Consider the following 26,017-nt stretch of genomic DNA (forward strand, 5'->3'; position numbering starts at 1 on the left):
CGACCGGAAAGCCAAAATGACTAGTGCATCTCGATCATGCGCCCCATTGAGAGCACTGGGTTCTGCGGATTTCCGGTCGCGACTCACGTCGCTCCCACAAGTTTTGAACATTGAAGAACCCGCACATCCTTGTGCGGGCATAAACTTGGCTATTCGCCAGCAATGACCGGGTTATTGTTCTCACCAGCCACCAATCGCCGACCTTGCTCTACCAGCTCAACGAATTCCCGTCGCAATCCATAACGATCTTCTCCGCTGGTAGCTCGAGCGGCAGCGGCCACATCGTTCCAAGTCCAGCTTTCGACGTGCGTGCCACCACGCAGCAAGTCCGCATAAGCAGCGACCGCGCTGGCGAAACGGAACGATGCGCTGGGACTGGACGTAAGCGATGAGCGCAGCACCGAGGTTTCTATCAGTTCGCTCTTGTCCTGGCCGGGCCGCTTGTAGCGCAGACGCAGGTGCGCGAGTTCATCGCCGGCAGTGCGCACTTCCGGCTTGCCTTCGGCGTACCGCAATGGCGGCAGCCGATCCGCACCGGTACCGGCCGGCGTGATTTCGTAGAGCGCGGTGACTTCATGGCCCGCGCCGATGTCGCCGGCATCGACTTTGTCGTTGGCGAAGTCTTCGCGATTCAACAGGCGATTCTCGTACCCGATCAAGCGGTACTCGGCAACGACGGCGGGGTTGAACTCGATCTGTATCTTCACGTCGCGTGCGATGGTCATCAGCGTCGCCTGCATCTCCTCCACCAGCACCTTGCGGCCTTCCTGCAGTGTGTCGATGTAGGCGTGGTTGCCGTCGCCGACGTCGGCCAGCCGCTCGGCCAGCGCGTCGTTGTAGTTGCCTTGCCCGAATCCAAGTGTGGTTAGCGCGATACCGGACTGGCGCTGATCGGCGACCAGTGTTTCCAATGCGTCCTGACTGACCGTGCCGACATTGAAATCGCCATCGGTGGCCAGGATCACCCGATTGACGCCGTCCTTGATGAAGGTCTGCCGCGCCATGGCGTAGGCCAGTCGGATGCCGTCGCCACCATTGGTGCTACCGCCCGCTTGCAAACGCTCCAACGCGCCCAGGATGTCCTGGTGACGATCGCCCGGCGTAGGTGGTAGGACCAAGCCTGCGGAACCGGCGTAGACCACGATGGAAACGCGGTCCTGTTCGCGCAACTGCGGCACCAGCTGCGCCAGGGTGTGTTTCAGTAGCGGCAGCTTGTCCGGCGATTCCATGGAGCCGGAGGTGTCCAACAGAAAGACCAGGTTGGCTGGCGGCAGCGTGGCTTTCGGCACGTCGTAGCCTTTGATGCCAATCATCAATAACTGGCGTTTGCTGTTCCAAGGGGCTGGCGCCAACTCCGTGGTGACTCGGAATGGGCGGCTGCGGTCGGCAGGTGCGGGGTGCTGATAGCTGAAGTAGTTGATGAATTCTTCAGCCCGCACCGCATCCGCGGGCGGCCGGACGCCGTCGCGCAACATGCGGCGTACGTTGCTGTAACTGCCGGTGTCCACATCGACAGAAAAGGTCGATACCGGTTGCTCGCTGGTGCGATGGACCGGGTTGTCGTCGCGCTCGGCGTATTTTTCGGTGTTGGCGGGGTTGACCCAGGCAGGCGGGGCCATTGGCGGTGAGCCTGCATAACCCTGTGCACTGATCATCGCCTTCATGGCCGCCGGCGCAGGCGCCGGAGGCGGGGGCGGAGCGTGGAGAACGCGGTGCTGGGCGTTGGAAGCTTCGCGCTGCAAATACGTATCCACGGCCTGCGCTTCGCTTAGAACCGCCTGCTGGTCGGCAGCGGTCGTTGCGACTACTTCTTGCGGATACTCAGCGGAGGATGCGGCGGCTTCTTCGCTGGAAGGACTGGACTGGCAGCCGGCCAGGATGGCGACGGCCAGCAGGGTGAAGCAAAGGCGATGGTGATGCATGGCGGGACTCCTGTGGTGGACAAGAAGTCGAACGCGCCGGTTTGAGGAGTGGGGTTAAGGCTGCGGCAGAGCTTCCTTGTGGTAGGAGCGCCGTCCCGGCGCGAGCTTTTCGCTTCTATCGCGATCTGGCGGGAAGAGCTCGCGGCGGGACGCCGCTCCTACAAAGGCAACCGCTCTTGATTCTGTAGGAGCGCCGTCTCGGCGCGAGCTCTTTGCTGTTATGGCGATCTGATGGGAAGAGCTCGCGGCGGGATGCCGCTCCGCGCCCCGATAGCCGCTCAGTGAACACGATCGAGAGCGCGCCGCAGCGCGTCCGGATGGTGAGCAATAGACTTCAATCGCTCTTCGTTTTATCGCGATCTGATGGGAAGAGCTCGCGGCGGGACGCCGCTCCGCGCCCCGATAGCCGCTCAGTGAACACGATCGAGAGCGCCGCAGCGCGTCCGGATGGTGAGCAATTGGCTTCAATCGCTCTTCGTTTTATCGCGATCTGACGGGAAGAGCTCGCGGCGGGACGCCGCTCCGCGCCCCGGTAGCCGCTCAGTGAACACGATCAAGAGCGCGCCGCAGCGCGTCCGGATGGTGAGCAATTGGCTTCAATCGCTCGTCGTTTTATCGCGATCTGACGGGAAGAGCTCGCGGCGGGACGCCGCTCCTACAAGGCAGCCGCTCCTACAGAAGCAGCGGCTGTTCCTACAGGACCCGCAGCTTGATCTCGCCATCGCCCAGGCGCGCGCTTACGGCGTCGCCTGTGTCCACTTGGGCAATCGAGCGGACCAACGTGCCGTCTTCGCGCGTGACGATGGCATAGCCGCGGGCAACGGTCGCCAATGGACTGACCGCCTCCAGCGAGCGCGCCAGTCCACGCAATTTCAAGGCATCGCGCTGCAGTGTGCGGGCGACACAGGCCTGTGGACGGACACCCAATACGCGCAGGCGCTCGCGTAGCACCGCCAATCGGCGTTGTGGTTGATGCGAACGCAGTACCGCAGCGGCATGCCGTAGCGCGGCGTTACGGCGTTGCTGTTGATCGCGCCAGAGTGCGTTGAGGCGGCGCACCGCTTCCTGGTGACGTCGTTTAAGCATCGACAGTCGGGTTTGAGGATGTAGCGCATTCAACCGCAATGCGGCGCGGTCCGCGCGCTGCATCGCCTGCCGCAGGCGGTGCGTATGCAACATGCGCAGGCGGCGTTCCAACGCATTCAGGCGCGCCTGCAGATCGCGGTGATCCGGCACCAACAATTCCGCTGCCGCCGACGGCGTGGGCGCACGCAGGTCGGCGACGAAATCAGCAAGCGTGAAGTCGGTTTCGTGGCCAATCGCGGAAACCACGGGCATTGGCGTGGCAGCAATCGCGCGTACCAGCGGCTCCTGATTGAAGGCCCACAGATCTTCGAGCGAACCGCCACCGCGCGTGATCAACACGGCGTCGTAGCGGCCTGAGGCAGCCGCTCGCTTCAACATGGCGACGATCTGTGCCGGTGCGGATTCGCCTTGTACCTGCACCGGCAGCACGTCGACTTCAAGCAACGGAAAACGCCGCGACAGCACACTCAGGACATCACGTACCGCGGCGCCGGTGGGCGAAGTAATCACTGCCAATCGGTGAACATGTGCAGGCAGCGGACGCTTGCGTTCAGTGTCGAACAGCCCTTCGGCCGACAGCTTCGCCTTCAGTTCCTCAAAGGCGCGGCGCAATGCGCCTTCGCCGGATTCCTCCAGATGATCGATGACCAACTGGTAGTCGCCGCGCGCTTCGTACAGCGTCAGCCGGCCGCGCGCCATCACGCGCAGGCCCTCGCGCGGGACGAACTTCAGCCATTGGCTCTTGGGCTTGAACATGGCGCAGCGCACCTGCGCACGTGCGTCCTTCAGCGTGAAATACAAATGGCCGGAGCCGGGGCGGGTGACGTTGCCCAATTCGCCTTCTACCCAGATCAGGGGAAACGCGCTTTCCAGCAGATCGCGCGCCAGTGTGTTGAGCTGGCTGGGAGTGAGGACATCGCGGGCGGGATCGGTCATGGCGATACCGTAGCGCAGCCAAGGGATTTCATAAAGCAAAGAACGTAGGGCGGGCCCCGGCCCGCCATTGCCATCTGGACGTTGACGCAAAGAACACATCAAGCGTTCTCATCGCGCCGCGAAATGATTTCGTTTATTGCCATCGTTGCTGAGACATGGCAATGGTGGGCCCGGGCCCACCCTACGTTATTCGTCTATTTGTCGACGTTCCGGTCCGGGGCGCTTCAGCAGTTTGCGCTGCAATGAACGGCGGTGCATGCCCAATAGGCGTGCGGCGGCGGAAATGTTGCCATCGGTTTCCGCCAGCGCCTGTTGAATGTGCTCCCATTCCAAGCGATACAGCGGCGTCATCGTTTCTTCTGGTTCGGCCGACTCAGGCTTTTGTTCCACGCCCAGCGCACCGAGGATGGTTGATAGCGAAGCGGGTTTGGGCAAGTAGTCGTCGGCGCCGCGCTTGATCGATTCCACCGCGGTGGCGACGCTGGCATAGCCAGTGACCAACAGGATGCGCATGTCCGCACGTATTTCGCGCAAAGGTTGGATGAGGCTCAAGCCGGAATCTTCGCCCAGCTTCAAGTCCACTAGAGCGAAATCAGGAAGCGAAGCACGCGCCAGGAGCAGTGCGTTGTGCGCATTCGAAGCGATCTCCGTTTCGATGCCGCGGCGCGCCAGGCTGCGCTGCAGCGTGCGCGCATACAGTTCGTCATCGTCGATCAGCAGGCCTTTCATCGTGCCTCCCCGGGAAGCGTGGGCAATGGCAGGCGGAACTGGACGCGTACTCCGCGCGGCTTGAGCGTCTGCATGGTCAGTGAGCCACCCAAGCGCTCCACCGTGGCGTGCGACAACGCCAGTCCCACGCCCATGCCATCGGGCTTGCTGCTGCGGAACAACGTGTCGGAATGGAACGGCAGCGAACCATGGAAACCATTGCCGTAGTCGCGGATTTCGCCCATCAGTTGCTCACCTTCGCAGCGCAGTGTCAGATCCACGCGCGAAGAACCCGCCTGCTGGCTGGCGTCGGCGGCATTGTTGAGCAGGGCTTGCAGCAGATGGCCCACCGATGGGTCGACCAGAAGACCAGGCGGCAGCTCGCCTTCGCGGTGTAGTTCGATGGCGGGGCGGACCAGCTTCCAGCGTTGGATTACCTGGTCCAGGTCGACCGCGGTGTCCGTGTCCAAGTCGGCGGAATCGGCCAAGGCGCGTACCCGGTCGCGACAGAGATCGATCAGCTGCCGCAATGTCGCGGCGTCCTCGCGCACTTCGACGGAAGGCGACTGTTCGCGGATGTCTTCCGCTAGCAGCGTCATGGTGGCCAACGGCGTATTCAGTTCGTGGGCGACTGCCGCCGCGTGGGTGGCCAAGGCTACGATGCCTTCGTTGCGGGCGAACCGTTCGCGCAGCGCCGCCAGTTCGCGTTCGCGCTGGCGCAGCGCGGTGACCATCCGGGTGGAGAAAAACAGGACAACGCCTGCCGAAAGTACGAAGTTCACCGCCATACCCACGGTATGCAGGTCGATGCCGCTGTCACGCAGGTGCGGCAATGGCCGCCCGAACACCGCCATCAACGCATACGCCAGTAGACAAGCCGCGGCGGTACCCAATACCCAGCGCAGCGGCAGTGCCAAGGCAGCCACCACGATCAGCAGCAGGAACATCGAACTGAACGGATTGCCGGCACCGCCGCTCCAGCCCACCAGCCAGGCCAATACCGCCACGTCCACCAGGATGTGGCAGAACGCTTCGCGGGGCGATTCTTCCGGACGCCGTCGACTGCGCCAGGTGGCGTACAGGTTGAACGCCGCCAAAAGGCCAATACCCGACCATAGCGGCCATTGCGGCAAAGCGAGCCGCATGGGGCCCAGCGCTACCAGGACCGCCGCCGCCTGGCCCACGATGGCGACCCAGCGCAGATTGCACAGCGTGCGCAGGAAAGAGGGCGATGAATCGATCAGGGACATGGGTACATGCTAGAGCATGGGACGGGGGCTGGAGGCCGGAGGTCAGGGATCAGAGGCCAGAGGCCAGAGGCAGGGGGCAAGGAAGCAGTTCTTGCCTGTTGTTGTTATCGCAGTCGCAAGCCGATGGGCTAGGTCAATGAACTTTCTCGGTTGAATCCATGCGCACTGTGTGTCGCCGACCCCATCCCTGGCCTCTGACCTCCGATCCCTGATCCCTTGCCCCTGATCCCTGATCCCTGATCCCTGATCCCCATCCCGGTCTAAAATAGCGCCATGCACGACGCCGTCACTCGCCCCACGCCTCCCGCCAACGCCACCGCCTGGCCCCGCCGCATCACCCAGACCGTCAAGATTGGCGGTGTGCTGCTGGGCGGGGGACATCCGGTGGTGGTGCAATCCATGACCAACACCGACACCGCCGACATCGCCGGCAGCGTGAAGCAGGTGGCCGAACTCTGGCGCGCTGGTTCGGAAATGGTCCGCCTGACGGTCAACAATCCCGAATCCGCCGCCGCTATTCCGCGCATTGCCGACAAGCTGCGGATGATGGGGATTGATGTACCGCTGATCGGCGACTTCCACTACAACGGCCACCAGTTGCTGACCAACGAACCGGCCTGCGCGGAAGCCCTGGCCAAGTACCGCATCAATCCGGGCAACGTCGGATTCGGCAAGAAGCGGGATACCCAGTTCGCGCAATTGATCGAATTCGCCATCCGCTACGGCAAGCCGGTTCGCATTGGCGCCAACTGGGGTTCGCTGGATCAATCGCTGGCCGCGCAGCTGATGGACGAAAACGCGCAGCGGTCCGATCCCTGGGACGCCGGCCACGTATTGCGTGAAGCGTTGATCCGATCCGCGCTGGATTCGGCCGAACGCGCAGTGGAGATCGGCTTGCCACGCGATCGCATCGTGCTTTCGGCGAAGGTAAGCGGCGTGCAAGAACTAATCGCCGTCTATCGCGACATGGCCCAGCGTTCGGATTTCGCGCTGCACCTGGGGCTGACCGAAGCGGGCATCGGCAGCAAAGGTATTGTGGCGTCGGCGGCCGCGTTGTCGGTGCTGCTGCAGGAAGGTATTGGCGACACGATCCGTATTTCGCTCACGCCCGAGCCTGGTCAATCGCGCACGGCGGAGGTGATCGTCGCGCAGGAGTTGCTCCAGACCACCGGCCAGCGCGCTTTCACGCCAATGGTCACCGCGTGCCCGGGTTGCGGGCGCACTACTTCGGAGTTCTTCCAGGAGCTGGCCAAGGTGGTGCAAAACCACGTGCGCGGCAAGATGCCGGAATGGAAGATCAGCCACCCAGGTGCGGAAAACATGACCCTGGCGGTGATGGGCTGCGTGGTCAACGGACCCGGCGAATCGCGTCACGCCAACATTGGTATCTCATTGCCCGGCACCGGCGAAGCACCGTCCGCGCCGGTATTCGTCGATGGCGAAAAGACGGTGACGCTGCGTGGCGAGAACATCGCCCAGGAATTCGTCGCACTGATCGACAATTATGTCGAAACCAAATATGCGCGAAGCGTTGGCTGAGAACCTGTTCCAGGTTCTATTGAATCTCCTGGTGCCCTCGACATGCGACGAACCGTGAGCAGGTCCGAGATCGCCACGCAAGGCGCGCGTATCGTCGCCGACATTTTGCGCCAGCATGCCGGGCGCTTGATCTGGCTTTTCGTCGGCTTGCTGTTGCCGCTGTGGGGCTTCGTTGAGCTGGCCGACGAAGTGCATGAACAGGAAGCGTTCTTCTACGACGAGTTGCTTCTGCTCAGAGCGCACACGTCGGCCACACCCGGCCTGGACCAATGGTTCATCGGTGTTTCCGCCGCGGGTTACCGGTACGGCGTGATTCCGATCGATATCCTGCTGGTGCTGGCGCTGCTCTGGGCACGGCGTTGGCGGGAAGCGTCGTTCGCGGCGGCATCGTTCGTCGGTTCGGCATTGCTCAACCTGGCGACCAAGCAGTTCTTTCGGCGTGATCGCCCAACACTGTGGGAATCGCTGGCGCCGGAAGCCACTTTCAGCTTTCCTAGCGGCCATGCCATGGGATCGATGACGCTGGCGATGACGGCGATCCTGTTGAGCTGGCACACGCGCTGGCGCTGGCCGGTGCTGGTAGTGGCGCTGGCGTTCGTGTTGCAGGTTGGCGCATCGCGCATCTATCTGGGCGTGCATTATCCGTCCGACATTTTGGGCGGATGGTTCGCCGGTATGGCCTGGGTGGTCGGTGTCTACTTCGTGATGTTCAGGTGGGGTGCGCGGCCTTGGAAACGATCGGGCATTGCTGATAACGCCGTCTAGGGCAATCGTCAATCAAGACTGGCCAACGCCGCCGCCCGCGCGTGCAGCGCCGTTGTATCGAACAACGGAACATCGGCGTCTTCCGGACCGATCAATAACATGATCTCGGTGCAGCCGAGAATCACCGCCTCCGCACCGCGCGCCTGCAGCCCCGCGATGATGCGGCGGTAGCTGTCTCGGGAACTGTCGAGTACCCGGCCCTGGCAGAGTTCTTCGTAAATCACCCGATGGATCTCGTCGCGTTCGTCCGGTGCGGGCACCTCCACTTCGATGCCGTGGCGCTGCAACCGCTCGCGGTAGAAATCCTGCTCCATGGTGAAGCGGGTGCCTAGCAGGCCCACGCGGCGCATGCCGGCCTGGGTGATCGCGTCGGCCGTGGCGTCGGCAATGTGCAGGAAGGGGATCGGTACAGCGGTTTCGACGGCGGCGGCGACTTTGTGCATGGTGTTGGTGCACAGGATGAGGAAGTCGGCGCCGGCCGCGTGCAGCGCCCGTGCTGCGTGCGCCATCGCCTCGCCGGCGCGCTCCCAATCGCCGCTGTGCTGCAGCCGTTCTATTTCCTGGAAATCCACGCTGTACAGCACCAGCCTGGCCGAATGCAGCCCGCCCAGACGTTCCCGGACGGTTTCATTGACCAGCCGGTAATAGGGCAGGGTGGATTCCCAGCTCATGCCGCCGATCATGCCGATGGTTTTCATGGGGGTTCTTGATTTCCGAGTACTCCGAGCAGATTGGACGGCGCTCCGTCCCGTGTCCAGTGCACACCATAGGCCGGATACGTAAACGCATCGTTGCAGTGCTCGCGCTTGCCGTGGAGCTGGCGCGGTCACACCATAGCCATGTGGGCGCCCATGCCGGACACCCGGCGAACAGGTACAGACATGCAAGAGCTGGTCGAACGTTATGGCGTACTGCTGGTGTTCGCCAATGTCCTGGCGCTTTCGCTGGGACTGCCGGTGCCGGCGATGCCGACCTTGATCCTGGTGGGCGCGAGCGTGGCGTTGGCTGCCGAACCCATGTGGCTGCCGTTGCTGGGCGTACTGGCGGTGTCGGTGCTGGCCAGCCTGATAGGCGACAGCGTCTGGTACCTGGCCGGCCGGCGCTATGGCAACCGCACCATGCAGTCACTGTGCCGGCTGTCGTTGTCGCGCGACAGTTGCATGAAGCAGACCGAGCGCTTTTACGGCCGCTACGGCGTGCGCGTGCTGTCGGTGGCCAAGTTCGTGCCCGGCTTGTCGATGGTGTCGGTGCCGCTGGCGGGCGCCATGCAGGCACGGACATCTGCGTTCCTGCGCTATGACGGCCTGGGCGCCGCGCTCTGGGCCAGCGTGGGATTGGCGCTGGGGGCGGTGTTCGCCAATCAGGTGGAAAGCGTGCTGGAGACACTGAGCCAACTGGGTACCGGCGCCGGTGTCCTGATCGGCCTGGTACTGGCCGCGTATATCGCGGTGCGGTGGCGCCGGCGGCGCGTGTTGCTCAAGGCATTGGAATCCGCCCGCATCGAGCCGGATGACTTGCATGCGCTGATGCGATCGGAATCCACCCCGATTGTGTTCGACATTCGTGCCCCTGGTTTTCGAGATATGGATCCGTTCGTCATTCCTGGCGCGGTATTCGCCGACGAGCGCAAGCTGGATGAGATCGTGTCGGCGTACCCGCGCGAACGGAAGATCGTCATCTATTGCGCTTGTCCGGACGAAGTCTCCGCCGCATGGATGGCCGCTCAGCTGCGCAAACACCAGTTCGTCGACGTCATGCCGTTGCGGGGTGGTATCGACGCCTGGCGTGAGCGCGGCTTCGAAGTGCATGCGATACGGCAGGATGTGAGCGGCTCGATGGAAGGCCCGCTCGCCGGACCAGCCTAAAAAGCCAGTTTGCGATCCCTCGCGAAGCAAGGTGGGTACTGATCGGCGCCTCGGTAGAGCCGAGCTTGCTCGGCTGCTCTTCGCACCGAAATCCAAGAGCAGCGGAGCAAGCTCCGCTCTACGAGAGGCGCCTTCACGGTTACTGCTATCCTGCCGTGACGGCCTTGTTCGGCCTGGCAGGCAGGAGCTGAAACGGCTTCAGCGTTCGACGCATACCCGGTTGCGCCCTTCGCTCTTGGCCCGGTAGAGCGCCGCATCGGCGGCGGCCATCATGCGGCTGCAGGTGTCGCGCTCTGGCGTCATCGGCGCGATGCCGATGCTGACGGTGATTTGTTGTGCCTCGCCGCCTGGCTTGAAGACAGTCTCCGCTACGGCTTCGCGCAGACGTTCGGCGAAGTGGAACGCGGCGTCCGCATCGCACTCCGGCAGCAACACCGCGAATTCCTCGCCGCCGATACGCGCGGCGGCATCGTCGTTGCGCACGTGCCGGTGCAGCAGGCCGGCGATCTGGCGCAGCACGTTGTCGCCGGAAATGTGGCCGTAGCGGTCATTGACCGGCTTGAACAGATCCACATCGATGATGCACATCGTCAGCGGACGCTGGTGACGCATTGCGCGGGCGATTTCCTTCTCCGCCACTTCGATGAAATGGCGACGGTTGTATAGATCCGTCAGCGCGTCGTGCGTGGCGAGTTGGTAGATCTCTTCGTGATAGCGGGCTTCCACGCTGGAGTGGCTGATGAACTTGAGGATGCTTTCACCCAGCGTCAGATGGTCGCCGTCGTTCAACGCCGCTTCGTGGACGGGTTTTTCGTTGAGCTTGGTGGTATTGGTGGCGCCCAGGTCGCGCACCCAATATTGGTCGCCGTCGCGCCATATCTGGCAGTGCTGGCGGGAAACGCTCTTGTGCGGAATGTGCAGGTCCGCTTCCTGCGATCGGCCCACCACCACGGGCTTGTCCTCGACATCGACACGGCGGCCCAATCCCTCGCCATGGATCACCACCACGCAAGCCGAACGAGACGAATCCTCATTAGGACCGCCGCTGAGTACCGTACGTTGAGTGGTGTGAGGATCTTTATTGGCTGGAGACATGCGCCGGTGATCGTGGGCCCCTAGGGCCTGTTAATGCTATTGGGATAGGTCACGTTGCTTCCCCGCTTTGCCAGGGGCTTGTGCGTGGCGTAGCGGCAGGCTGGCCGCCTGTTCAAGCCACGCGCAAGTTCCTGGCAAAGCGGGGAAGCAACCCGAAGGGCCGCAACCCAGTGCGCACGGGCCAGCGTCATCACTCGGGCATGTATCGGCATACATTTCCTCATTCTTCCTTGCCCCGCACGCACTGGATTGCGGCGTGGCCTATCCCAATAGTGTTAACAGGCCCTAGATGCGGAGTGTAGCTGGAATACCCTGCAACCGCAGGCGCATCCGGTAACATGACGGGCAGTCCACAGGGGGAGTGGCAGATGACGACGCAGCACCCGCACGATGATCTGGGCCCAACCGAAAGCCTCGCCACCCGCACGTCGGATGCCGGTACGGTTCAAGTCGATGCCTTGGCGCCCGGCGCCCGGCTTGGGCGTTACCGAATCGAATCGATCCTGGGCCGCGGCGGCATGGGTGATGTCTACCGCGCCGAGCAGTTGGAACCGGTACGGCGAACGGTCGCCTTGAAGCTGCTGCGTGCGCAACGGCTGGACGCGCGGCATCTGGCTTATTTCGAGATCGAACGGCAACTGCTGGCGCAGATGCGACATCCGTCCATCGCCCAGATCTACGATGCCGGCGCGACCGCCGAAGGCTTTCCCTATTTTGCGATGGAGTACATCGAGGGCAGCCCGGTCACACGTTTCTGCGAAGACCGCGCATTGACGCTCCGTCAGCGTATCGAGCTGTTCATCCGTATCTGTGAAGGCGTGCAACATGCCCACCACAAAGGTGTGGTCCACCGCGATCTGAAGCCAGGCAACATCCTGGTGGATGAAATCGACGGGCGCCCGTCGCCGAAGATCATCGACTTCGGCATCGCCACGGTTGCTTCGCGCGCCATCGGAGCTGCCAGCCAGGAGCGCGCCGGAACACCCGAGTACATGAGTCCGGAGCAAGCGGACGGAGACACCACGGCGATCGATACGCGCAGTGATATCTATTCGCTGGGCGTCGTGCTGTACGAACTACTGACCGGAAGTCGCCCCACCGCGGCGGGTGAAACCTTGCTGTCCACCTCCACTACCTTGCGTGCGCCTTCCGAAAAGCTGGGAACGTTGCCGCATGCCGACGCAGAGAAGCTCGCGCGAAAGCACGGACTCAGCCTGGGCGGGATGCGGCGTGCACTGCGCGGTGAGCTGGATTGGGTCGTGCTGAAGGCGATGCGCCACGACCGCGCAGAGCGTTACGCCGCCGTCGCGGAGTTGGCCGAAGATCTGCGCCGCTTTCTCGAAGGTCGGTCGCTGTCGGCAGTACCCGCCAGTCGCCGCTACGTGTGGAGCAAGTTCGTGCGTCGGCACCGTGTGGCCTTCGTCGCCGCAAGTCTGGTGCTGTTCGCGCTGCTGAGTGGCCTGACACTGTCGGTCTACGGTTTGATGCAGGCGCGTACGCAACGGGCGGTAGCGGAAAAGCGCAGCGCGGAGTTGGAAAAAGTAGTCGCCTTCCAACAATCGATGCTGGAAGGCATCGAGATCGAAGCGATGGGTATCGGTATGGCCGACGGACTGCGCAAGCAGATCGCCAGCGTCGACCCAGGTGCCAGTGAGGCCTTCGATATGACGCTGGCACGCGCCAGTACCGCCGATCTGGCACGCGAGTTGATCGATCTCCATCTGCTCGCCAGTGCGGAAGCCGCCATCGGCCGCGACTTCGCCAATGAGCCTGAGCTAGCCAGCCAACTGCGCGAATCGGTGGCGCGCGTGCAGGCGGCATTGGGTGTCAATGACAAGGCCGTGGAAAACTTCCGGCAAGTCGCCGAGTACCGTAGCCGCACCTTGGGCGAAGGCGATGCCGCCACACTGATGGCTCGCCAGGAGCAGGCCAGTTCGCTGCTGACTGCGGCGCGGATCGATCAGGCGATCAAAGTGCTGGAGCAGTCCTTGCCCCGCGCCTATGCGTTGCCAGTCAACGACCGCACACGGGTCAAGTTGGAGCTGGCACAGGCACGCGCGATAGCGGCCAAGGGGGACCGCGAGCGCGCCAAGGACATGTTGCAGGCGCTGTACGACCGTTTGGTTGCGACGGTCGGCGAACGCGATCCGGCTGCCATGGATGCGTTGAATGATCTCTCCGATCAACAGCGCGCCGTCGGTGAATTGAAGCAGGCGCGCGAGAACATGGAGAAACTGGTGCCGTTGCGCACGGCGGTGCTCGGGCCGGATCACGAGGACACGTTGAGCGCCACCACCAACTTGGCCATCGTCCGCATGATCACGGGTGAAAAAGAAGGCGCCGTGCAACTGCAGCGTCAGCTGGTCGCCATACAGATGCGCCGGCTGGGTGCCGAACATCCGATAACCCTGCACGCACGTGGCACGCTGGCCAACATGCTGACGGATTCCGGACAAGCCGAAGAGGCGCTGCCGATGATGAAGTCCGTGCTGGAAGCGCGTGTGCGTGTGCTGGGCGGCGAACACCCGCAAACCATTCGCGCGCGTCTGAATTTGGCAACGGCCTTCGCGCGCCTGGACGACTATGCGTCGGCATTGCCGCTGGAGGAGCAGGTGATCGAAATGCGCACGCGGCTGTTCGGTCGCTCGCACCCGGATACTGTTTCCATTCTGGTCAATCACGCCGGTACCTTGTTCCGCGACGGGCAGGCGGGAGCGGCACTGGAATTATTGGAAGAGGCCCTGCCGCTGGCCAAACAGGTATTGGACGTCAAACACCCGCAAACGCAGGCCGCCATGCTGATCCGCGGCGACGCGTCCCTGCAGGTGGGAGACAGCGCCACTGCCATAGCGTCGCTTCAGGAGTTGTTCGAAGTGCGGCGCCGCCTGCTGGGCGAGGACCATACCGAAACCGTGGCGGGGGCCTGGAATCTGGTGGAAGCCTATGAACAACTAGGGCGAAAAACCGAGGCAGCCGAACTGCGCGACCGCTATATGGCGCCGCTGATCGCGGCGGACCCGGCCCAACTCAGCGAGCCGCAGCGCGCGATGGCTGATGCGATCCGTGCCGATCGGCGCCCCGGAAAGGTGGCGATGCGCTAGGTCGGCCCCTCGCGGCCGAGATCCATGGCACGCCCGTTGTTCCCGTGCGACGGGGTATAGCCCCGACCTATGAGGGTCGCCGACGATTGGATGCCGATGTAGAGCGGAGCTTGCTCCGCTGCCCTGGGCGGTGTGCCAAAAAGCAGCGGAGCAAGCTCCGCTCTACGTAAGGCAACGCTTCGGTAGGTCGGCCCATGCGGCGACGCCATGACACGCCCCGGTTCCCGTCCGTCGGGGTGTAACCCCGACCTACGATGCTCATTCGCCCGGCGTGGCCGCCGAACTCGGCAACTCGTTTGCCCGATATACTCCACGAAGCCAACCATAAGGAGTGAGGGCGCGATGCGAACGATTATCTTGGCCGCTATGCTGGTTCTTCTCGCCAAACCTGCACTGGCGGACTCCATTCGATTCGGAGACAGGTTGTTGACCGACGGCGACAGTGCCGCCAAGGTCAAGCAGGTCGCCGGCGAACCGGATGCCGTTGAGCAGATCGAAAACGAGTATGGCGCCACGCGTGGACAGCGCTGGCAGTACTACCGCGATGGTAAGACGATCACTTTCACGATCGTCAACGGCAAGGTCACTACGATCAGCGAAACCCGTTAGACGTTGAGTGCCACTAACGAAAGATTTCGGCCCGGCGTCGACGATGTAGAGCGGAGCTTGCTCCGCTGCTCTTGGCGATGCGTCAAAAAGCAGCGGAGCGAGCTCCGCTCTACGCAAGGCAACGCATCCATAGGTCGGCCCCATGCGGCCGACGCTCATGACACACCCGCGTTCCCTTGCGTCGTGGGTGTAATCCCGGCCAACAACGCTTATTCGCCTGGCTTCGCGGCGGAAGTCGGCGACTCGCTCGCGGCTCGCTTCGCGAGTACCGCTTCGCGATGGGCGATGTAGGCATTGGCGCCGAAGATGATCGCCGCACCCAGCAAGGTCCAGCGATCCAGGCTTTCGTCGAACAACCACCAGCCGAATACCGCCACGATAGGCAACTGCATGAAGCTGATCGGGGTCAGCGCCGAGACTTCGCCCAACTTCAACGCGCGCGTCCACAGCATGTGGCCGCCGGTGCCCATGATGCCCGCGGCGATTACCCACAGCCAGGTGATGCCTTGCGGCCATTGCCACACCGCCAGCGCGGGCAGCAGCGACATCGGTACCCACAAAAGTGTGGTGTAGATGACGATGCGATCCGCCGGTTCGGTTTGCGACAGCTGTTTGATCTGGATGGCGACGATGCTGCTGAGCACGGCCGCCAGCACCGCCACCACAGCCCCGATGCTGAATTCCGTACTGCCTGGGCGCACGATGATCAACACCCCCAGGAAACCCAGCCCCACCGCCGTCCACCGCCGCGCACGAACCTGCTCGTTCAATAGCGCAGCCGCGGCCAACGTAACGAACAGCGGAGTGGAGTAGGACAGCGACACCGCTTGCGCCAGCGGCAAATGGCCGATAGCCCAGAAGCCAGCCAGCATCGAACAAATGCCGATCACGCAGCGGAACACATAGCGCGGAAACTGTGTGGTCTTCAGCAGTCCCGGCCCGTGCCGGATCAGCAGCGGCAGCGCGGCGATCAGGCCGAAAAAATTGCGGAAGAACGCGATCTCGAACGTGTGGAGCGTTTCCGATGCCAGCCGGATTGCCACCACCATCAAGCCGAAGAACATCGTGCTGCCGAGCATCAACGACGCTGCACGAAGATGGTGGGGAATGGTGGGCATCAAACGCTCATCTCTACCAACGTGCCCCGATCACTTTCGGCTCCGGCTCTATCGCGATACCAAAACGCGCCCGCACCGATTCGGCGATGCGACGCGCCAGCGAGAGTAGCTGCACGCCTGTCGCGCTGCCGTGATTGACCAGCACCAGCGCGTGTTGCGCCGACACGCCGGCGTCGCCTTCGCGGAAACCTTTCCAGCCGCAGGCCTCGATCATCCAGGCAGCGGAAAGCTTGCGGTTATCGACGGCATCGCCGCGGAACATCGGCAGGCCCGCATGCTGCTGCAGCAGATCTTCAGCCAGAGCAGTCGGGACGATGGGATTCTTGAAGAAGCTGCCGGCGTTACCGACCACGGCGGGGTCGGGCAGCTTGCGCTGCCGAATACGGATTACCGCCTGGGCTACGCTGCGTGCGTCGGGCGTGGCCACGTCCATCACTGACAGCTCTTCGCGAATACCCGCGTAGTCCAAGCGCAACGCCGGGACGCGCGGCAGCGACAACTCCAGCGCCGTCACCACATAGCGGTCCGGCTCGCGCTTGAACAAACTGTCGCGGTAAGCGAACGCACATGCTGCGCGGTCCAGCCGACGCAGCTCACCGCTGGTTCGGTCGAACGCTTCCACGGCATGCACGTATTCGCCTACTTCGCAGCCATAGGCGCCAATATTCTGGATGGGTGCCGCACCGGCCGTGCCAGGAATCAATGCCAGATTCTCCAGCCCGGACAGTCCTTGCTGCAGCGTCCACAGCACCAGCGCATGCCACTGGGCGCCGGCGTCCGCGCGCACTACCGCGTGATCATCGTGCTCGTGCAGCACGATCACGCGGCGGCAGTCGAACGACACCACGGCGCCTTCCGGATTTCCAGCAAACAGCAGATTGCTACCAGCGCCGAGAATCAGGACAGGCGCGTCCTGCAGCTGGGGAAGGGCGAGTACTTCCGGCAACGCCGCGGTGTCGGCGATCTCGACCAGGCAAGGCGCCCGCGCGGCAATACCGAATGTGTTGCGGTCGTCCAGTGGGGCATCTTCTCTCAGAAGATACGCATCGCTCAGTTGGGAAGCGTTGCTCATTCCGGCGCAACCGCGCCGCGACTGGGCGCTTCACGGCGGCGGCGGATCGCCTCCACGCACTCGCCCACCAGTTCCGGTCCGCGATAGATCAAACCGGTGTAGCACTGCACCAGCGAGGCGCCTGCGGACATCTTCGCCACTGCATCGGCACCCGAAAGAATGCCGCCGACGCCGATCAGCGGGATGTTGTCTGGCAGGCGGGCACGCAGACGGCGCAGCACCGTGGTCGACTGGCCCAGCAACGGTGCACCGGACAGGCCTCCGGTTTCGTGAGCCAGCGGATGATGCTGCACATTGATGCGGGACACTGTTGTGTTGGTGGCAATCACGCCATCCACCGACAGGTCAGCCAATACGCGTGCCACGGCATCGATGTCGTCGTCGGATAAATCGGGCGCTACCTTCACCAGCATCGGCACGCGCTTGCCGTGCTGCGACCCGAGTTCTTCCTGCGCATCGCGCAGCGTGCCGATCAGGTGGCGCAGGGCTTGCTCTTCCTGCAGCTCGCGCAACCCGGCGGTGTTGGGCGAGGAAATATTAATGGTGATGTAGTCGGCCAGCGGATAGATGCGTTCCAGGCAGTACAGATAATCAGAAGCGGCTCGCTCGTTGGAGGTGTCCTTGTTCTTGCCGATGTTGATGCCCAGCAATCCGCCCTTGCGTCGCGCGCGCTCCACATTGCGCACCAGCACCTCGACGCCTTCGTTATTGAAGCCGAGACGATTGATGATGGCGCGGCGCTGGGGTAGGCGAAACATGCGTGGCTTGGGATTGCCCGACTGCGGTCGCGGCGTGACCGTGCCCACCTCGACAAAGCCAAAGCCAAGCGCGAACAAGGCATCGATGTGCGCGCCATTTTTGTCCAGCCCGGCGGCCAGGCCGACCGGATTCGGGAAGGTCAGGCCCAACAACTTGGTAGGCATCGGCGCGATGGAACGGGCCAGCAATCCGGTGGTGCCGGTGCGGTAAGCCAGTTCCAGCGCATTGAGACCCAGTCCGTGGGCGCGTTCCGCGTCCAGACCGAACAGGAAGGGGCGAGCCAACGAATACATCAGTTCTCCTGGGGCGCGACGCGGCCCGTTCGCAATGCGTACGCCCATTCCGGGCTGCCGTGTTTCATCGCCAGCCGGGCGGCGGCTTCATGGTCGTAGTCGACCGCGATCAGTTCGGCATTCCAACGTCCGCCGGCATCGTCCAGCACGGCGTAGCGTGCCTTCGGACTGTTGTTTTCGATGTTGTGCGGCAAAGGGTGCTCGGCGTGATACGCCGGCAAGCCGACGCTGCCCGGGTTGACGATCAGCCGACCATCCGCCAGATGCATCGCACGTGGCACGTGCGTATGTCCGCACAGGATGACGGGATAGGCCGCATCACTGGCTTTCTCCCGCGCCTCATCATGTGTCGCCGGTCGGACGCCGTCGGCGTCAACGTGCTCCAGGAAATACTCCAGATCGTTCGCCGGTGTGCCATGACAAAGCAAGACGCCGTCATTCAACACCAGGCTGGCCGGAAGTTGTGCCAGCCACTGGCGCTGATCCTGCCGCAGGTGTGCATGCGCATAAGCGTCGGACGCGCTCATCGTTGCCAGCGGCATTTCCAGCAGTTGCCGCTCGTGGTTGCCGCGAATGGTGGGCAGTGCCAGGGGCATCAACAGATCGGCGGTTTCCGACGGCTGCAGCGGCCCGGACAGGATGTCGCCCAGGTTCACCACGCTATCGCAATCCCGTGTGCCGATGTCGGCGAGAACCGCCGACAACGCACCGAGGTTGCCATGGATGTCGGAGATGACGGCGATGCGCATCCGTGGGTGTCAGGGCTGAAAGATCAGAGATCGAACTTGATGCCTTGCGCCAGCGGCAGCGAATCCGAGTAGTTGATCGTATTGGTCTGCCGGCGCATGTAGACCTTCCACGCATCCGATCCGGATTCGCGACCGCCGCCGGTTTCCTTTTCGCCACCAAACGCGCCGCCGATCTCGGCACCGCTGGTGCCGATGTTGACGTTGGCGATGCCACAGTCCGAACCCGCCGCGGAAAGGAACTGCTCGGCCGCCCTGAGATTCTGAGTGAAGATGGACGAAGACAGGCCTTGCGGGACCGCGTTCTGCATATCGATGGCCTCGTCCAGCGTCTTGTACTTCATCACGTACAAGATGGGTGCGAAGGTTTCGTGCTGCACCACTTCATCGGAATTCTTCAGGCCGGTAATGATCGTTGGCAACACGAAGTTGCCGGGACGGTCGATGGCGCTACCGCCGGTTTCGACCTTGCCACCGCTGGCCTTGGCTTTTTCGATCGAAGCCAGGAACTGTTGCACGGCGCCCTGGCTGTTCAACGGGCCCATCAGGTTGGCCGGATCGGTGGGGTCGCCGATCTTGCCTTCCACCTGCTTGTACGCCTTGATCAGCGTGGACAGCACGGTGTCGTAGATGGATTCGTGCACGATCAGCCGGCGCGTAGTAGTGCAGCGCTGGCCGGCGGTGCCGACTGCGCCGAACACGATGCCAGGAATCGCCAGCTTCAGATCGGCGCTTTCGTCCAGGATGATGGCGTTGTTGCCGCCCAATTCCAGCAGGCTGCGGCCCATGCGACGCGCAACGCGTTCGCCGACGGTGCGGCCGACCTGGGTGGAGCCGGTGAAGCTGATCAGCGGAATGCGCTTGTCATCGACGAACTGCTGCGCCAACTCCACGCCGGCATCGTTGATCAGGAAGAAGATGTCCGGAAAGCCACCGGCCTTCAGTGCGTCGTTGCAGACTTTCATTGATGCAATGGCAGTCAGCGGCGTCTTGTTGGATGGCTTCCACAGGCAGATATCGCCGCAGATACCGGCCAGGAACGAATTCCACGCCCACACCGCCACCGGGAAATTGAACGCGCTGATGATGCCAACCAGGCCCAGCGGGTGGTACTGCTCGTACATGCGGTGGCCGGGCCGCTCGGAATGCATGGTGTAGCCGTAGAGCATGCGGCTCTGGCCCACCGCGAAATCCGCGATGTCGATCATCTCCTGCACTTCGCCGTCGCCTTCGGGCTTGCTCTTGCCCATTTCCAACGCGACCAGCGAACCCAGCGCGTCCTTGTGCTTGCGCAGCGCGTCGCCGCACAGCCGAATGGCTTCGCCGCGGCGCGGGGCCGGCGTGGTACGCCAGACCTTGAAGGCTTCCTGCGCACGCGCAACGACGGTCTCGTAGTCCGCCTGGCTGGTCGCGTATACCTCGGCGATCACTTCGTTGGTGGTCGGGTTGATCGACTGCAGCAGGCCGGCATCGGTGGTGGCGGACCATTCGCCGCTGCCGAGGTAGGTGCCGGAATTGCGCTGATCAAGGCCGAGGGCCTTGAGAATGTCTGCGGGCATGTAGAGCTCCAGGGAATCGGGTTCAGCGCGGAAGTCCCTGGTGAGGGGACGCGGGCGCGCGCCAGAGGAACCGGAATTTTAGCAGAGCCGCTGGCAGGAGCTGGGAATGGGGAATGGGAAGGCTCTTGCTTTGCCTCCCCCTTGACCCGCCATTCGGCGGTTGAAAAGCATTTGAGGGGGATTTGCTTTTGCCCTAAATCTTCAACTTTCAGGCAAATCAGCTAAGCATCTGCGGCAGGAAGAGGCGGAACGGGCATGCCCTGCAGCCAACCTGCCGCCTCCATCTGGTCCAGCAGCATTATCGCTTGGGTCCGGGCGGTGGGTTCATGCAGCGGCAGCACCACCACGTCGTCCCTACGAGCCCAGGCCAGCGCCTGGCGAGCGGCTTCGGCTTCGTCCAGGCAGGTAACGATGGCCGATTCAGGCATGCCAAGCGAAATCAGGGAGCTACGCATCAGCGCGGCGATTTCGCCCGGGGCGCGTCCGCGCATGTAGCCTTCGCCAATGTCTTTCAGCACCACATGGCTAGGATGGAACTCCATGGCCGTGGCGACCAGTTCGCGAATGTCGTTGTCTTCGCGATTGCCCGCCTGCCCCAGCAGCAGGGCGAAGCGCTGCGTTGTGCCGCGATCCAATAGCGCGACTTCCAGCAAGCCGCGCAAGCCATCGGGGTTATGCGCGTAGTCGACATACACCTGCATATCGCCGAAACACCAACGTTGCAGTCGCCCCGGGTTGTCGTCGCGTCCGCTGCCGAAATGCCCTGCGATGCTGGCGATGGTGGCCGGAGGAATACCCAGCGTGCTTGCGGTCAGCGCGGCGCCGGCGAGATTTGCGATGTTGTAGGACGCTCGCCCTTGCACCGTCAGCGGCATGGATGCCACGGCGCCAAGATCGTTGCTGACACCGTCGACATACAACAGCAACCGGCCGTCGCGCACGCCGCACGTCGCGCCGCCTTGTTCGCGGTGTTGTTGCAGCAGCGGATGATCGAAGTTCGATGCGAACCACGCCAGCGGAACGGTAAGCGCTTTCGCGTGCGCCACCAGCGTTGGGTCATCGGCGTTCAGCACCAGCTGTCCGTCATGGCGGATCGCGCGCGCCACGGTCAGCTTGACCCTGGCCAAGTCATTGAGGTCATGCACGCCGTATTCGCCGAAGTGATCGGCGGCGATATTGGTGACGATCGCGACATTGGCATGGCACAGCGCCAACCCACGCCGCAGCATGCCGCCGCGCGCGGTTTCCAGAATGGCCGCTTCCGCGCCGTTCTGGCGCAACGCAGTGCGGGTGCCGGTAGGGCCGGAAAAATCGCCAGCCTCCAATGCATGCCCGTCGAAGAAGACACCATCCGTGCAGCTATATGCCGTACGCCAACCATGGGCCGTGGCCATTGCCGCCAGCAGGCGTACTGTTGTGGTTTTGCCATTGGAGCCAGTGACCAGCGCCGTGGGAATCTTGTGCAAATGCGCCCATGGCACCACGACCGGCGACGGCAGGCCCTCGGCAAACCAAGTGCGGCTGCCGGTACCCTCACCGATGGTGACTTCGTCATCGTCGGCTAGCAGCGGTAGACCGTGGGCATCGGCTTGTTGTTGCAGAGCGATCAGTTCAGGGCGGGCTTCGGCTTTGGCGACTAGCGTCAACGTATGGACGGCGGAATCGGCGTCCCAAACTGCGGGATGTCCGGGGGCGTGGTAAAGCTCCGGCTCTTGCTCCCTTCTCCCCCCGGGAGAAGGTGCCCGAAGGGCGGATGAGGGAATGGACTCGCCGTCGCCAGCGCCATCTTTTACAAGCGCATGCACCCGCTCCCAGATATCTGCTAGCACATCGTCCGTGTGTGTAAGCACATCATGATTCCAATACCGCAGCGTGGTGACCCCGTAGCTGGCTACGAAAGCATCACGTCTGGCGTCGCTAGCCAAATGAGCCGGCTCATTATGCTGCCCGCCATCCAGCTCTACAGCTAGTTTCAGCTCGTGGCAGTAAAAATCGAGTACGTAAGGACCAAGCGATTTCTGGCGGCGAAATTTTTGATTGTGGAGACGGCGGTCGCGAAGGAAGCCCCAGAGCAATTGTTCTGGTTCTGTTGAGTTCTTTCTCAGCAGGCGTATGAAGTCCTGTGTTTCTGGATCGAAGGGCAGCTTCTTTCTGGAGCTTGAGCTGGCGGTCAAGGCTCCCTCCCTCATCCGCCCTTCGGGCACCTTCTCCCGAGGGGAGAAGGGAGCGCCAGAGCCCTTCGCCCACAACGCCGACCACCAAGCCCATTCGTTGACTTCGGTAGCGGTGTACAGCTGATCCATTGGCGCGGCGAACGCGAGAGAGGCGCCGGAGCGGTGACGGTGAATAACGATGTCGCCGTGTGGCCAGCCAAGCGCTTCGCGTGCGATGGTGATACTGGCGCGCCAACGATCTATCGCCGCGTCGTCATGCTCCAGTCCGCGGGCGGTTTCCAATGCCGCGCCCGTGGCGGCGAAATAGACGTTGCAGCCAGTGAGCCGGCGCGAGTCTTCGTAAGGTTCCAGACTCATCGGTTCAGTCGTTCTGCTCGCGTTCGAACACCAGTCCGCGTTCGTCGCGCACCACGCCTTCCAGGCTTGCGAAAGCGGCTTCATCCGGAGCAGCCAGCGGCAATGGAATCTCGATGCGGGCAGCCGGCCGCGGTGCGTCGCCGGCTGGCTGGAACTTGGTGATCTGCTTCCAGGTGCGCGTCAGTGCATCGGCGAAGATCAGCAGAAGATCGCCGGGTTGGGCCAGTCGCAGTGCGGCGTCCACTGCCTGCTGTTCATCGGGAATGATGGTGATCGCATCATCCGGCACGCCATCGGCCTGCAATGCCTTGGCGATGATACGCGGTACCTCGTCGCCATCGCGGCCGCGCAAGGAATCATCGCGACGAACCACGTAATGATCGAACCTGCCTGCAATGGCCGCAGCGATCGCGCGTAAGTCGTCGTCGCGGCGATCGCCGGGGCCGGCAACCACCACGATGCGTCGACCGGTTACGTCCAACCGTTGTGCCAGGTCCGCCATGACGCTAACCGCGTGCGCGTTGTGCGCGTAGTCCATCAATACCTTGAACGGATGTTCATTGAACACATTCATCCGGCCGGGTGCCTGGAAGAACGTGGTGTCGAAGGTGCGCAGGGCCTGGCTGATCGCATCCAGCTTGATACCCAGCGAAAACGCCATCGAAGCGGCGACCATCGCGTTCTGCACGTTGTGCAGGGCGCGGCCTTCCATCGTCGCGGGAATCAGGTGCGTCCACATCAGCGGAATGTGGCTGCCCTTGTCGTACAGCGTGATCATGTGGCCGTTGATGCCCGCTTCCAGCGCACAGGCACGGCCGCCGGCGCGGATATGTTCGCGCACTAGCGTGTGCGAAGGATTCATGGTGACGTAGCAGATGGTCTTGGCGTCGGTGTATGCCGACATTTTCAGCACGTTCGCGTCGTCTGCATTCAAAACCGCACAATCGCTTGCCACTTCCACCACGATGCGTTTGATCTCAGCCAGTTGCTCCAACGTGTCGATGCCTTTCAGGCCGAGGTGGTCGGCCTGCACGTTCAGCACCGCGCCCACGTTCACTTCCGGCACACCCATGCCCGCGCGCAGCAGGCCGCCGCGTGCGGTTTCCAGCACGGCGATATCGATCTGCGGATCCGACAACACCATCCGCGCCGACACCGGACCCGTCATGTCGCCTTCCACCGTTCGCTGGCCGTCGATGTAGACGCCTTCGGTGGTGGTCAATCCCGGTGTATAGCCGGCCATCTTGGTGATATGCGCCAGCATGCGGGCGGTGGTGGTCTTGCCGTTGGTGCCGGTGATGGCGGCGATCGGCACGCGCGACGGTGTGCCCGGCGGGAACAGCATGTCTATCACCGGCCCGGCAGCATCCCGCGGAGTGCCCTCGCTGGGCGCCACGTGCATGCGGAAGCCGGGCGCGGCGTTGACTTCACAGATGGCGCCGCCCACCAGCTTGTAGCTTTCGGCGATGTTGGTCGAAATGAAATCCACACCGCCCACGTCCAATCCGATAGCGCGCACCGCACGCACGGCCATGTCGCGGTTGTCGGGGTGAATGACGTCGGTGACGTCGGTGGCCGTGCCGCCAGTGGACAGGTTGGCGGTGGAACGCAGATAGACCACTTCACCGGCTTTGGGCACGGAGAAATGGTTGTAGCCCACACGCTCCAGCATCAGGTCGGCCTGTGCATCCAACTCCAGCCGGGTCAGTACTTTTTCATGCCCCACGCCGCGGCGGGGATCGGTATTGACCATGTCGACCAGGTCCGCAATGTCATGCACGCCGTCGCCCACCACGTGACCGGGAGTGCGACGGGTGGCGGCGATAAGTTCGCCGTTGACCACCAACAGCCGGTGATCGTCGCCCGCAATGTAGGTTTCCACGATGACCGAGCGCGAGTGCTCGCGTGCTGCGGCGAAGCCTTCGCGGATCTCGTCATCACTGGAAATATCGATGGTGATGCCGCGGCCGTGATTGCCGTTGTACGGTTTGGTTACTACCGACCCGCCCAGTCGCTTGGCCGCACGCAACGCGCCCGTGGCGTCGGTGACCAGTTCCTGGCGCGGAACCGGCAGGCCCAGCGAACCCAGGATCTTGTTGGTTTCTTCCTTGTCGCTGGCCAGCTCCACTGCAATGTGCGGCGTCTTGCCCGTCACCGTGGCCTGGATGCGCTGCTGATACTTGCCGTGGCCGAACTGAATAAGCGATTGTTCGTTGAGCCGGAACCACGGAATGCCGCGCTCTTCGGCGGCGCGTACCAGCGAGGCGGTGGAAGGGCCCAGCGCGCGGCGCTGCGCGTAGCGGATGAAATCGTCGCGCGCGGTGTTCCAATCCCAGTCTTCAGGCACGCTCTTCTTCGGCTGCAGTTCCACAGGCAATAGCGAGCACAGCAGTTTGATCGCGAGGTCGCCCGCCGCAATGCCTTCTTCGCGTTGAGCGTATTCGTAGACCACGCTGTAAACGCCGGGGCGGTCGTCGCTGATGCTGCGGGTCTTGCCGAAGGTGACGTCTTCGCCGGCGACGTTCTGGAGTTCGATGGCGACGTGTTCCAGAACGTGTCCCAGCCAGGTGCCTTCACCTTCGCGCATACGGCGGATAAACCCACCGGGTTCGCGATAGGAACACCCGTGTTCGGCCAAGCCGGGCAGGGCGGCGACCAGCCCGTCGACGTAGGCGGCGCCCAGCCGCGCTGTTGGCCAGGCTTCCAGCGCTTGCAGGTCCAGTTCCAGCCGGATGACGGGGAAATGGGCGTACTGAGAGGGGCCGACGAAAACAGAGCGTTCGAGAATGCGCATGCTTTACCTTGAGGTGGTTTTGGTCGGCCCGACGGTGCCGGCGGGTGGTGCCTGGGGAATAACGTAACAGCAAAAGCGTTATCGGCTTCGTGAATAGCTGATTGTTGGCTTCACCAGTAAGGGCGCTGGCTCAGTGTGGAAAACCAAGAACAAAAGCAGCTTCAAAGGCGAAAGCGGTGCGGAAGCTAGGTGCATTTGCTTTTGTGCTTTTGTGTTCTTGCTCTTAAGCCCTTGCTCTTAGTTTTGGGTCCCCTTTAAGGCGCGGTGGC

The 26,017-nt window shown here is 62.9% G+C and carries 18 protein-coding genes; 5 read left to right on the forward strand and 13 right to left on the reverse strand.

Going from position 1 to position 26,017, the window contains the following annotated elements:
* Window positions 1–149: 149 nt before the first annotated feature.
* The 4 genes from AB6O04_RS18820 to AB6O04_RS18835 form a co-directional block, all read right to left on the reverse strand.
* Window positions 150–1,922, reverse strand: a complete 1,773-nt coding sequence (locus AB6O04_RS18820) for a von Willebrand factor type A domain-containing protein (protein ID WP_368565870.1) — start codon at window positions 1,920–1,922, stop codon at window positions 150–152.
* Between the two features lie 693 nt (window positions 1,923–2,615).
* Window positions 2,616–3,944 (reverse strand): exodeoxyribonuclease VII large subunit, encoded by a 1,329-nt coding sequence (gene xseA, locus AB6O04_RS18825; RefSeq protein WP_368565871.1) that lies wholly within the window; start codon window positions 3,942–3,944, stop codon window positions 2,616–2,618.
* 186 nt (window positions 3,945–4,130) lie between these two features.
* A complete protein-coding gene (locus AB6O04_RS18830; RefSeq protein WP_368565873.1) occupies window positions 4,131–4,673 on the reverse strand; it encodes a response regulator transcription factor in 543 nt (180 codons plus the stop codon).
* Window positions 4,670–5,902, reverse strand: coding sequence for an ATP-binding protein (locus AB6O04_RS18835; RefSeq protein WP_368565874.1), 1,233 nt, complete (start codon window positions 5,900–5,902; stop codon window positions 4,670–4,672). The genes AB6O04_RS18830 and AB6O04_RS18835 overlap by 4 nt, the downstream gene beginning before the upstream one ends.
* 273 nt (window positions 5,903–6,175) lie before the next feature.
* Between AB6O04_RS18835 and ispG the strand changes: the two genes are divergently transcribed.
* Window positions 6,176–7,441, forward strand: coding sequence for a flavodoxin-dependent (E)-4-hydroxy-3-methylbut-2-enyl-diphosphate synthase (ispG, locus tag AB6O04_RS18840; RefSeq protein ID WP_368565875.1), 1,266 nt, complete (start codon window positions 6,176–6,178; stop codon window positions 7,439–7,441).
* Between the two features lie 69 nt (window positions 7,442–7,510).
* Window positions 7,511–8,206, forward strand: a complete 696-nt coding sequence (locus tag AB6O04_RS18845) for a phosphatase PAP2 family protein (protein ID WP_368565918.1) — start codon at window positions 7,511–7,513, stop codon at window positions 8,204–8,206.
* 8 nt (window positions 8,207–8,214) lie between these two features.
* Here the strand turns inward: AB6O04_RS18845 and AB6O04_RS18850 are convergent, their stop codons facing one another.
* A complete protein-coding gene (locus tag AB6O04_RS18850) occupies window positions 8,215–8,904 on the reverse strand; it encodes an aspartate/glutamate racemase family protein (protein WP_368565877.1) in 690 nt (229 codons plus the stop codon).
* Window positions 8,905–9,087: 183 nt separating this feature from the next.
* Between AB6O04_RS18850 and AB6O04_RS18855 the strand changes: the two genes are divergently transcribed.
* Window positions 9,088–10,071: a DedA family protein/thiosulfate sulfurtransferase GlpE gene (locus AB6O04_RS18855; protein WP_368565878.1), complete on the forward strand. Its 984-nt coding sequence runs from the start codon at window positions 9,088–9,090 to the stop codon at window positions 10,069–10,071.
* A 198-nt stretch (window positions 10,072–10,269) separates the two neighbouring features.
* Here the strand turns inward: AB6O04_RS18855 and AB6O04_RS18860 are convergent, their stop codons facing one another.
* Window positions 10,270–11,166 (reverse strand): GGDEF domain-containing protein, encoded by an 897-nt coding sequence (locus AB6O04_RS18860; protein WP_337341320.1) that lies wholly within the window; start codon window positions 11,164–11,166, stop codon window positions 10,270–10,272.
* A 368-nt stretch (window positions 11,167–11,534) separates the two neighbouring features.
* Here AB6O04_RS18860 and AB6O04_RS18865 point away from each other — a divergent pair, with 368 nt between their 5' ends.
* The gene (locus AB6O04_RS18865) at window positions 11,535–14,267 is read left to right on the forward strand and encodes a tetratricopeptide repeat protein (protein ID WP_368565880.1); all 2,733 of its coding nucleotides are present in this window, start codon (window positions 11,535–11,537) and stop codon (window positions 14,265–14,267) included.
* A 342-nt stretch (window positions 14,268–14,609) separates the two neighbouring features.
* A complete protein-coding gene (locus AB6O04_RS18870) occupies window positions 14,610–14,876 on the forward strand; it encodes a DUF2845 domain-containing protein (RefSeq protein ID WP_368565881.1) in 267 nt (88 codons plus the stop codon).
* Window positions 14,877–15,085: 209 nt separating this feature from the next.
* Here the strand turns inward: AB6O04_RS18870 and AB6O04_RS18875 are convergent, their stop codons facing one another.
* The 7 genes from AB6O04_RS18875 to cphA form a co-directional block, all read right to left on the reverse strand.
* Window positions 15,086–15,994, reverse strand: a complete 909-nt coding sequence (locus tag AB6O04_RS18875; RefSeq protein ID WP_368565883.1) for a DMT family transporter — start codon at window positions 15,992–15,994, stop codon at window positions 15,086–15,088.
* 13 nt (window positions 15,995–16,007) lie between these two features.
* Window positions 16,008–17,066, reverse strand: a complete 1,059-nt coding sequence (gene murB, locus AB6O04_RS18880; RefSeq protein WP_368565886.1) for a UDP-N-acetylmuramate dehydrogenase — start codon at window positions 17,064–17,066, stop codon at window positions 16,008–16,010.
* Window positions 17,063–18,118 (reverse strand): quinone-dependent dihydroorotate dehydrogenase, encoded by a 1,056-nt coding sequence (locus AB6O04_RS18885; protein WP_368565887.1) that lies wholly within the window; start codon window positions 18,116–18,118, stop codon window positions 17,063–17,065. Before AB6O04_RS18885 ends, murB begins: the two co-directional genes overlap by 4 nt.
* Window positions 18,118–18,867 carry a metallophosphoesterase gene (locus tag AB6O04_RS18890; protein ID WP_368565888.1) on the reverse strand — a complete coding sequence of 250 codons (750 nt, stop codon included), beginning with the start codon at window positions 18,865–18,867 and terminating at the stop codon, window positions 18,118–18,120. Before AB6O04_RS18890 ends, AB6O04_RS18885 begins: the two co-directional genes overlap by 1 nt.
* Before the next feature lie 23 nt (window positions 18,868–18,890).
* Entirely contained in the window at window positions 18,891–20,423 is a 1,533-nt protein-coding gene (locus AB6O04_RS18895) for an aldehyde dehydrogenase family protein (protein WP_368565890.1), read from the reverse strand.
* Between the two features lie 221 nt (window positions 20,424–20,644).
* Window positions 20,645–22,954, reverse strand: coding sequence for a DUF559 domain-containing protein (locus AB6O04_RS18900; protein WP_368565891.1), 2,310 nt, complete (start codon window positions 22,952–22,954; stop codon window positions 20,645–20,647).
* Between the two features lie 4 nt (window positions 22,955–22,958).
* Window positions 22,959–25,748 (reverse strand): cyanophycin synthetase, encoded by a 2,790-nt coding sequence (gene cphA / locus AB6O04_RS18905; protein WP_368565893.1) that lies wholly within the window; start codon window positions 25,746–25,748, stop codon window positions 22,959–22,961.
* Between the last annotated feature and the right edge of the window lie 269 nt (window positions 25,749–26,017).

This window comes from Pseudoxanthomonas sp. UTMC 1351 (assembly GCF_040948865.1).
Classification (GTDB): domain Bacteria; phylum Pseudomonadota; class Gammaproteobacteria; order Xanthomonadales; family Xanthomonadaceae; genus Pseudoxanthomonas_A.

Bases quoted from the DNA above. Each gene is read 5' to 3' on its own strand.
- AB6O04_RS18860 (WP_337341320.1), bottom strand. From the start codon at position 11,166: ATGTCTCCAGCCAATAAAGATCCTCACACCACTCAACGTACGGTACTC.
- AB6O04_RS18855 (WP_368565878.1), top strand. From the start codon at position 9,088: ATGCAAGAGCTGGTCGAACGTTATGGCGTACTGCTGGTGTTCGCCAAT.
- AB6O04_RS18895 (WP_368565890.1), bottom strand. From the start codon at position 20,423: ATGCCCGCAGACATTCTCAAGGCCCTCGGCCTTGATCAGCGCAATTCC.
- cphA (WP_368565893.1), bottom strand. From the start codon at position 25,748: ATGCGCATTCTCGAACGCTCTGTTTTCGTCGGCCCCTCTCAGTACGCC.
- AB6O04_RS18820 (WP_368565870.1), bottom strand. From the start codon at position 1,922: ATGCATCACCATCGCCTTTGCTTCACCCTGCTGGCCGTCGCCATCCTG.
- AB6O04_RS18875 (WP_368565883.1), bottom strand. From the start codon at position 15,994: ATGCCCACCATTCCCCACCATCTTCGTGCAGCGTCGTTGATGCTCGGC.
- AB6O04_RS18850 (WP_368565877.1), bottom strand. From the start codon at position 8,904: ATGAAAACCATCGGCATGATCGGCGGCATGAGCTGGGAATCCACCCTG.
- AB6O04_RS18830 (WP_368565873.1), bottom strand. From the start codon at position 4,673: ATGAAAGGCCTGCTGATCGACGATGACGAACTGTATGCGCGCACGCTG.
- ispG (WP_368565875.1), top strand. From the start codon at position 6,176: ATGCACGACGCCGTCACTCGCCCCACGCCTCCCGCCAACGCCACCGCC.
- AB6O04_RS18890 (WP_368565888.1), bottom strand. From the start codon at position 18,867: ATGCGCATCGCCGTCATCTCCGACATCCATGGCAACCTCGGTGCGTTG.
- AB6O04_RS18900 (WP_368565891.1), bottom strand. From the start codon at position 22,954: ATGAGTCTGGAACCTTACGAAGACTCGCGCCGGCTCACTGGCTGCAAC.
- AB6O04_RS18865 (WP_368565880.1), top strand. From the start codon at position 11,535: ATGACGACGCAGCACCCGCACGATGATCTGGGCCCAACCGAAAGCCTC.
- AB6O04_RS18835 (WP_368565874.1), bottom strand. From the start codon at position 5,902: ATGTCCCTGATCGATTCATCGCCCTCTTTCCTGCGCACGCTGTGCAAT.
- murB (WP_368565886.1), bottom strand. From the start codon at position 17,066: ATGAGCAACGCTTCCCAACTGAGCGATGCGTATCTTCTGAGAGAAGAT.
- xseA (WP_368565871.1), bottom strand. From the start codon at position 3,944: ATGACCGATCCCGCCCGCGATGTCCTCACTCCCAGCCAGCTCAACACA.
- AB6O04_RS18870 (WP_368565881.1), top strand. From the start codon at position 14,610: ATGCGAACGATTATCTTGGCCGCTATGCTGGTTCTTCTCGCCAAACCT.
- AB6O04_RS18885 (WP_368565887.1), bottom strand. From the start codon at position 18,118: ATGTATTCGTTGGCTCGCCCCTTCCTGTTCGGTCTGGACGCGGAACGC.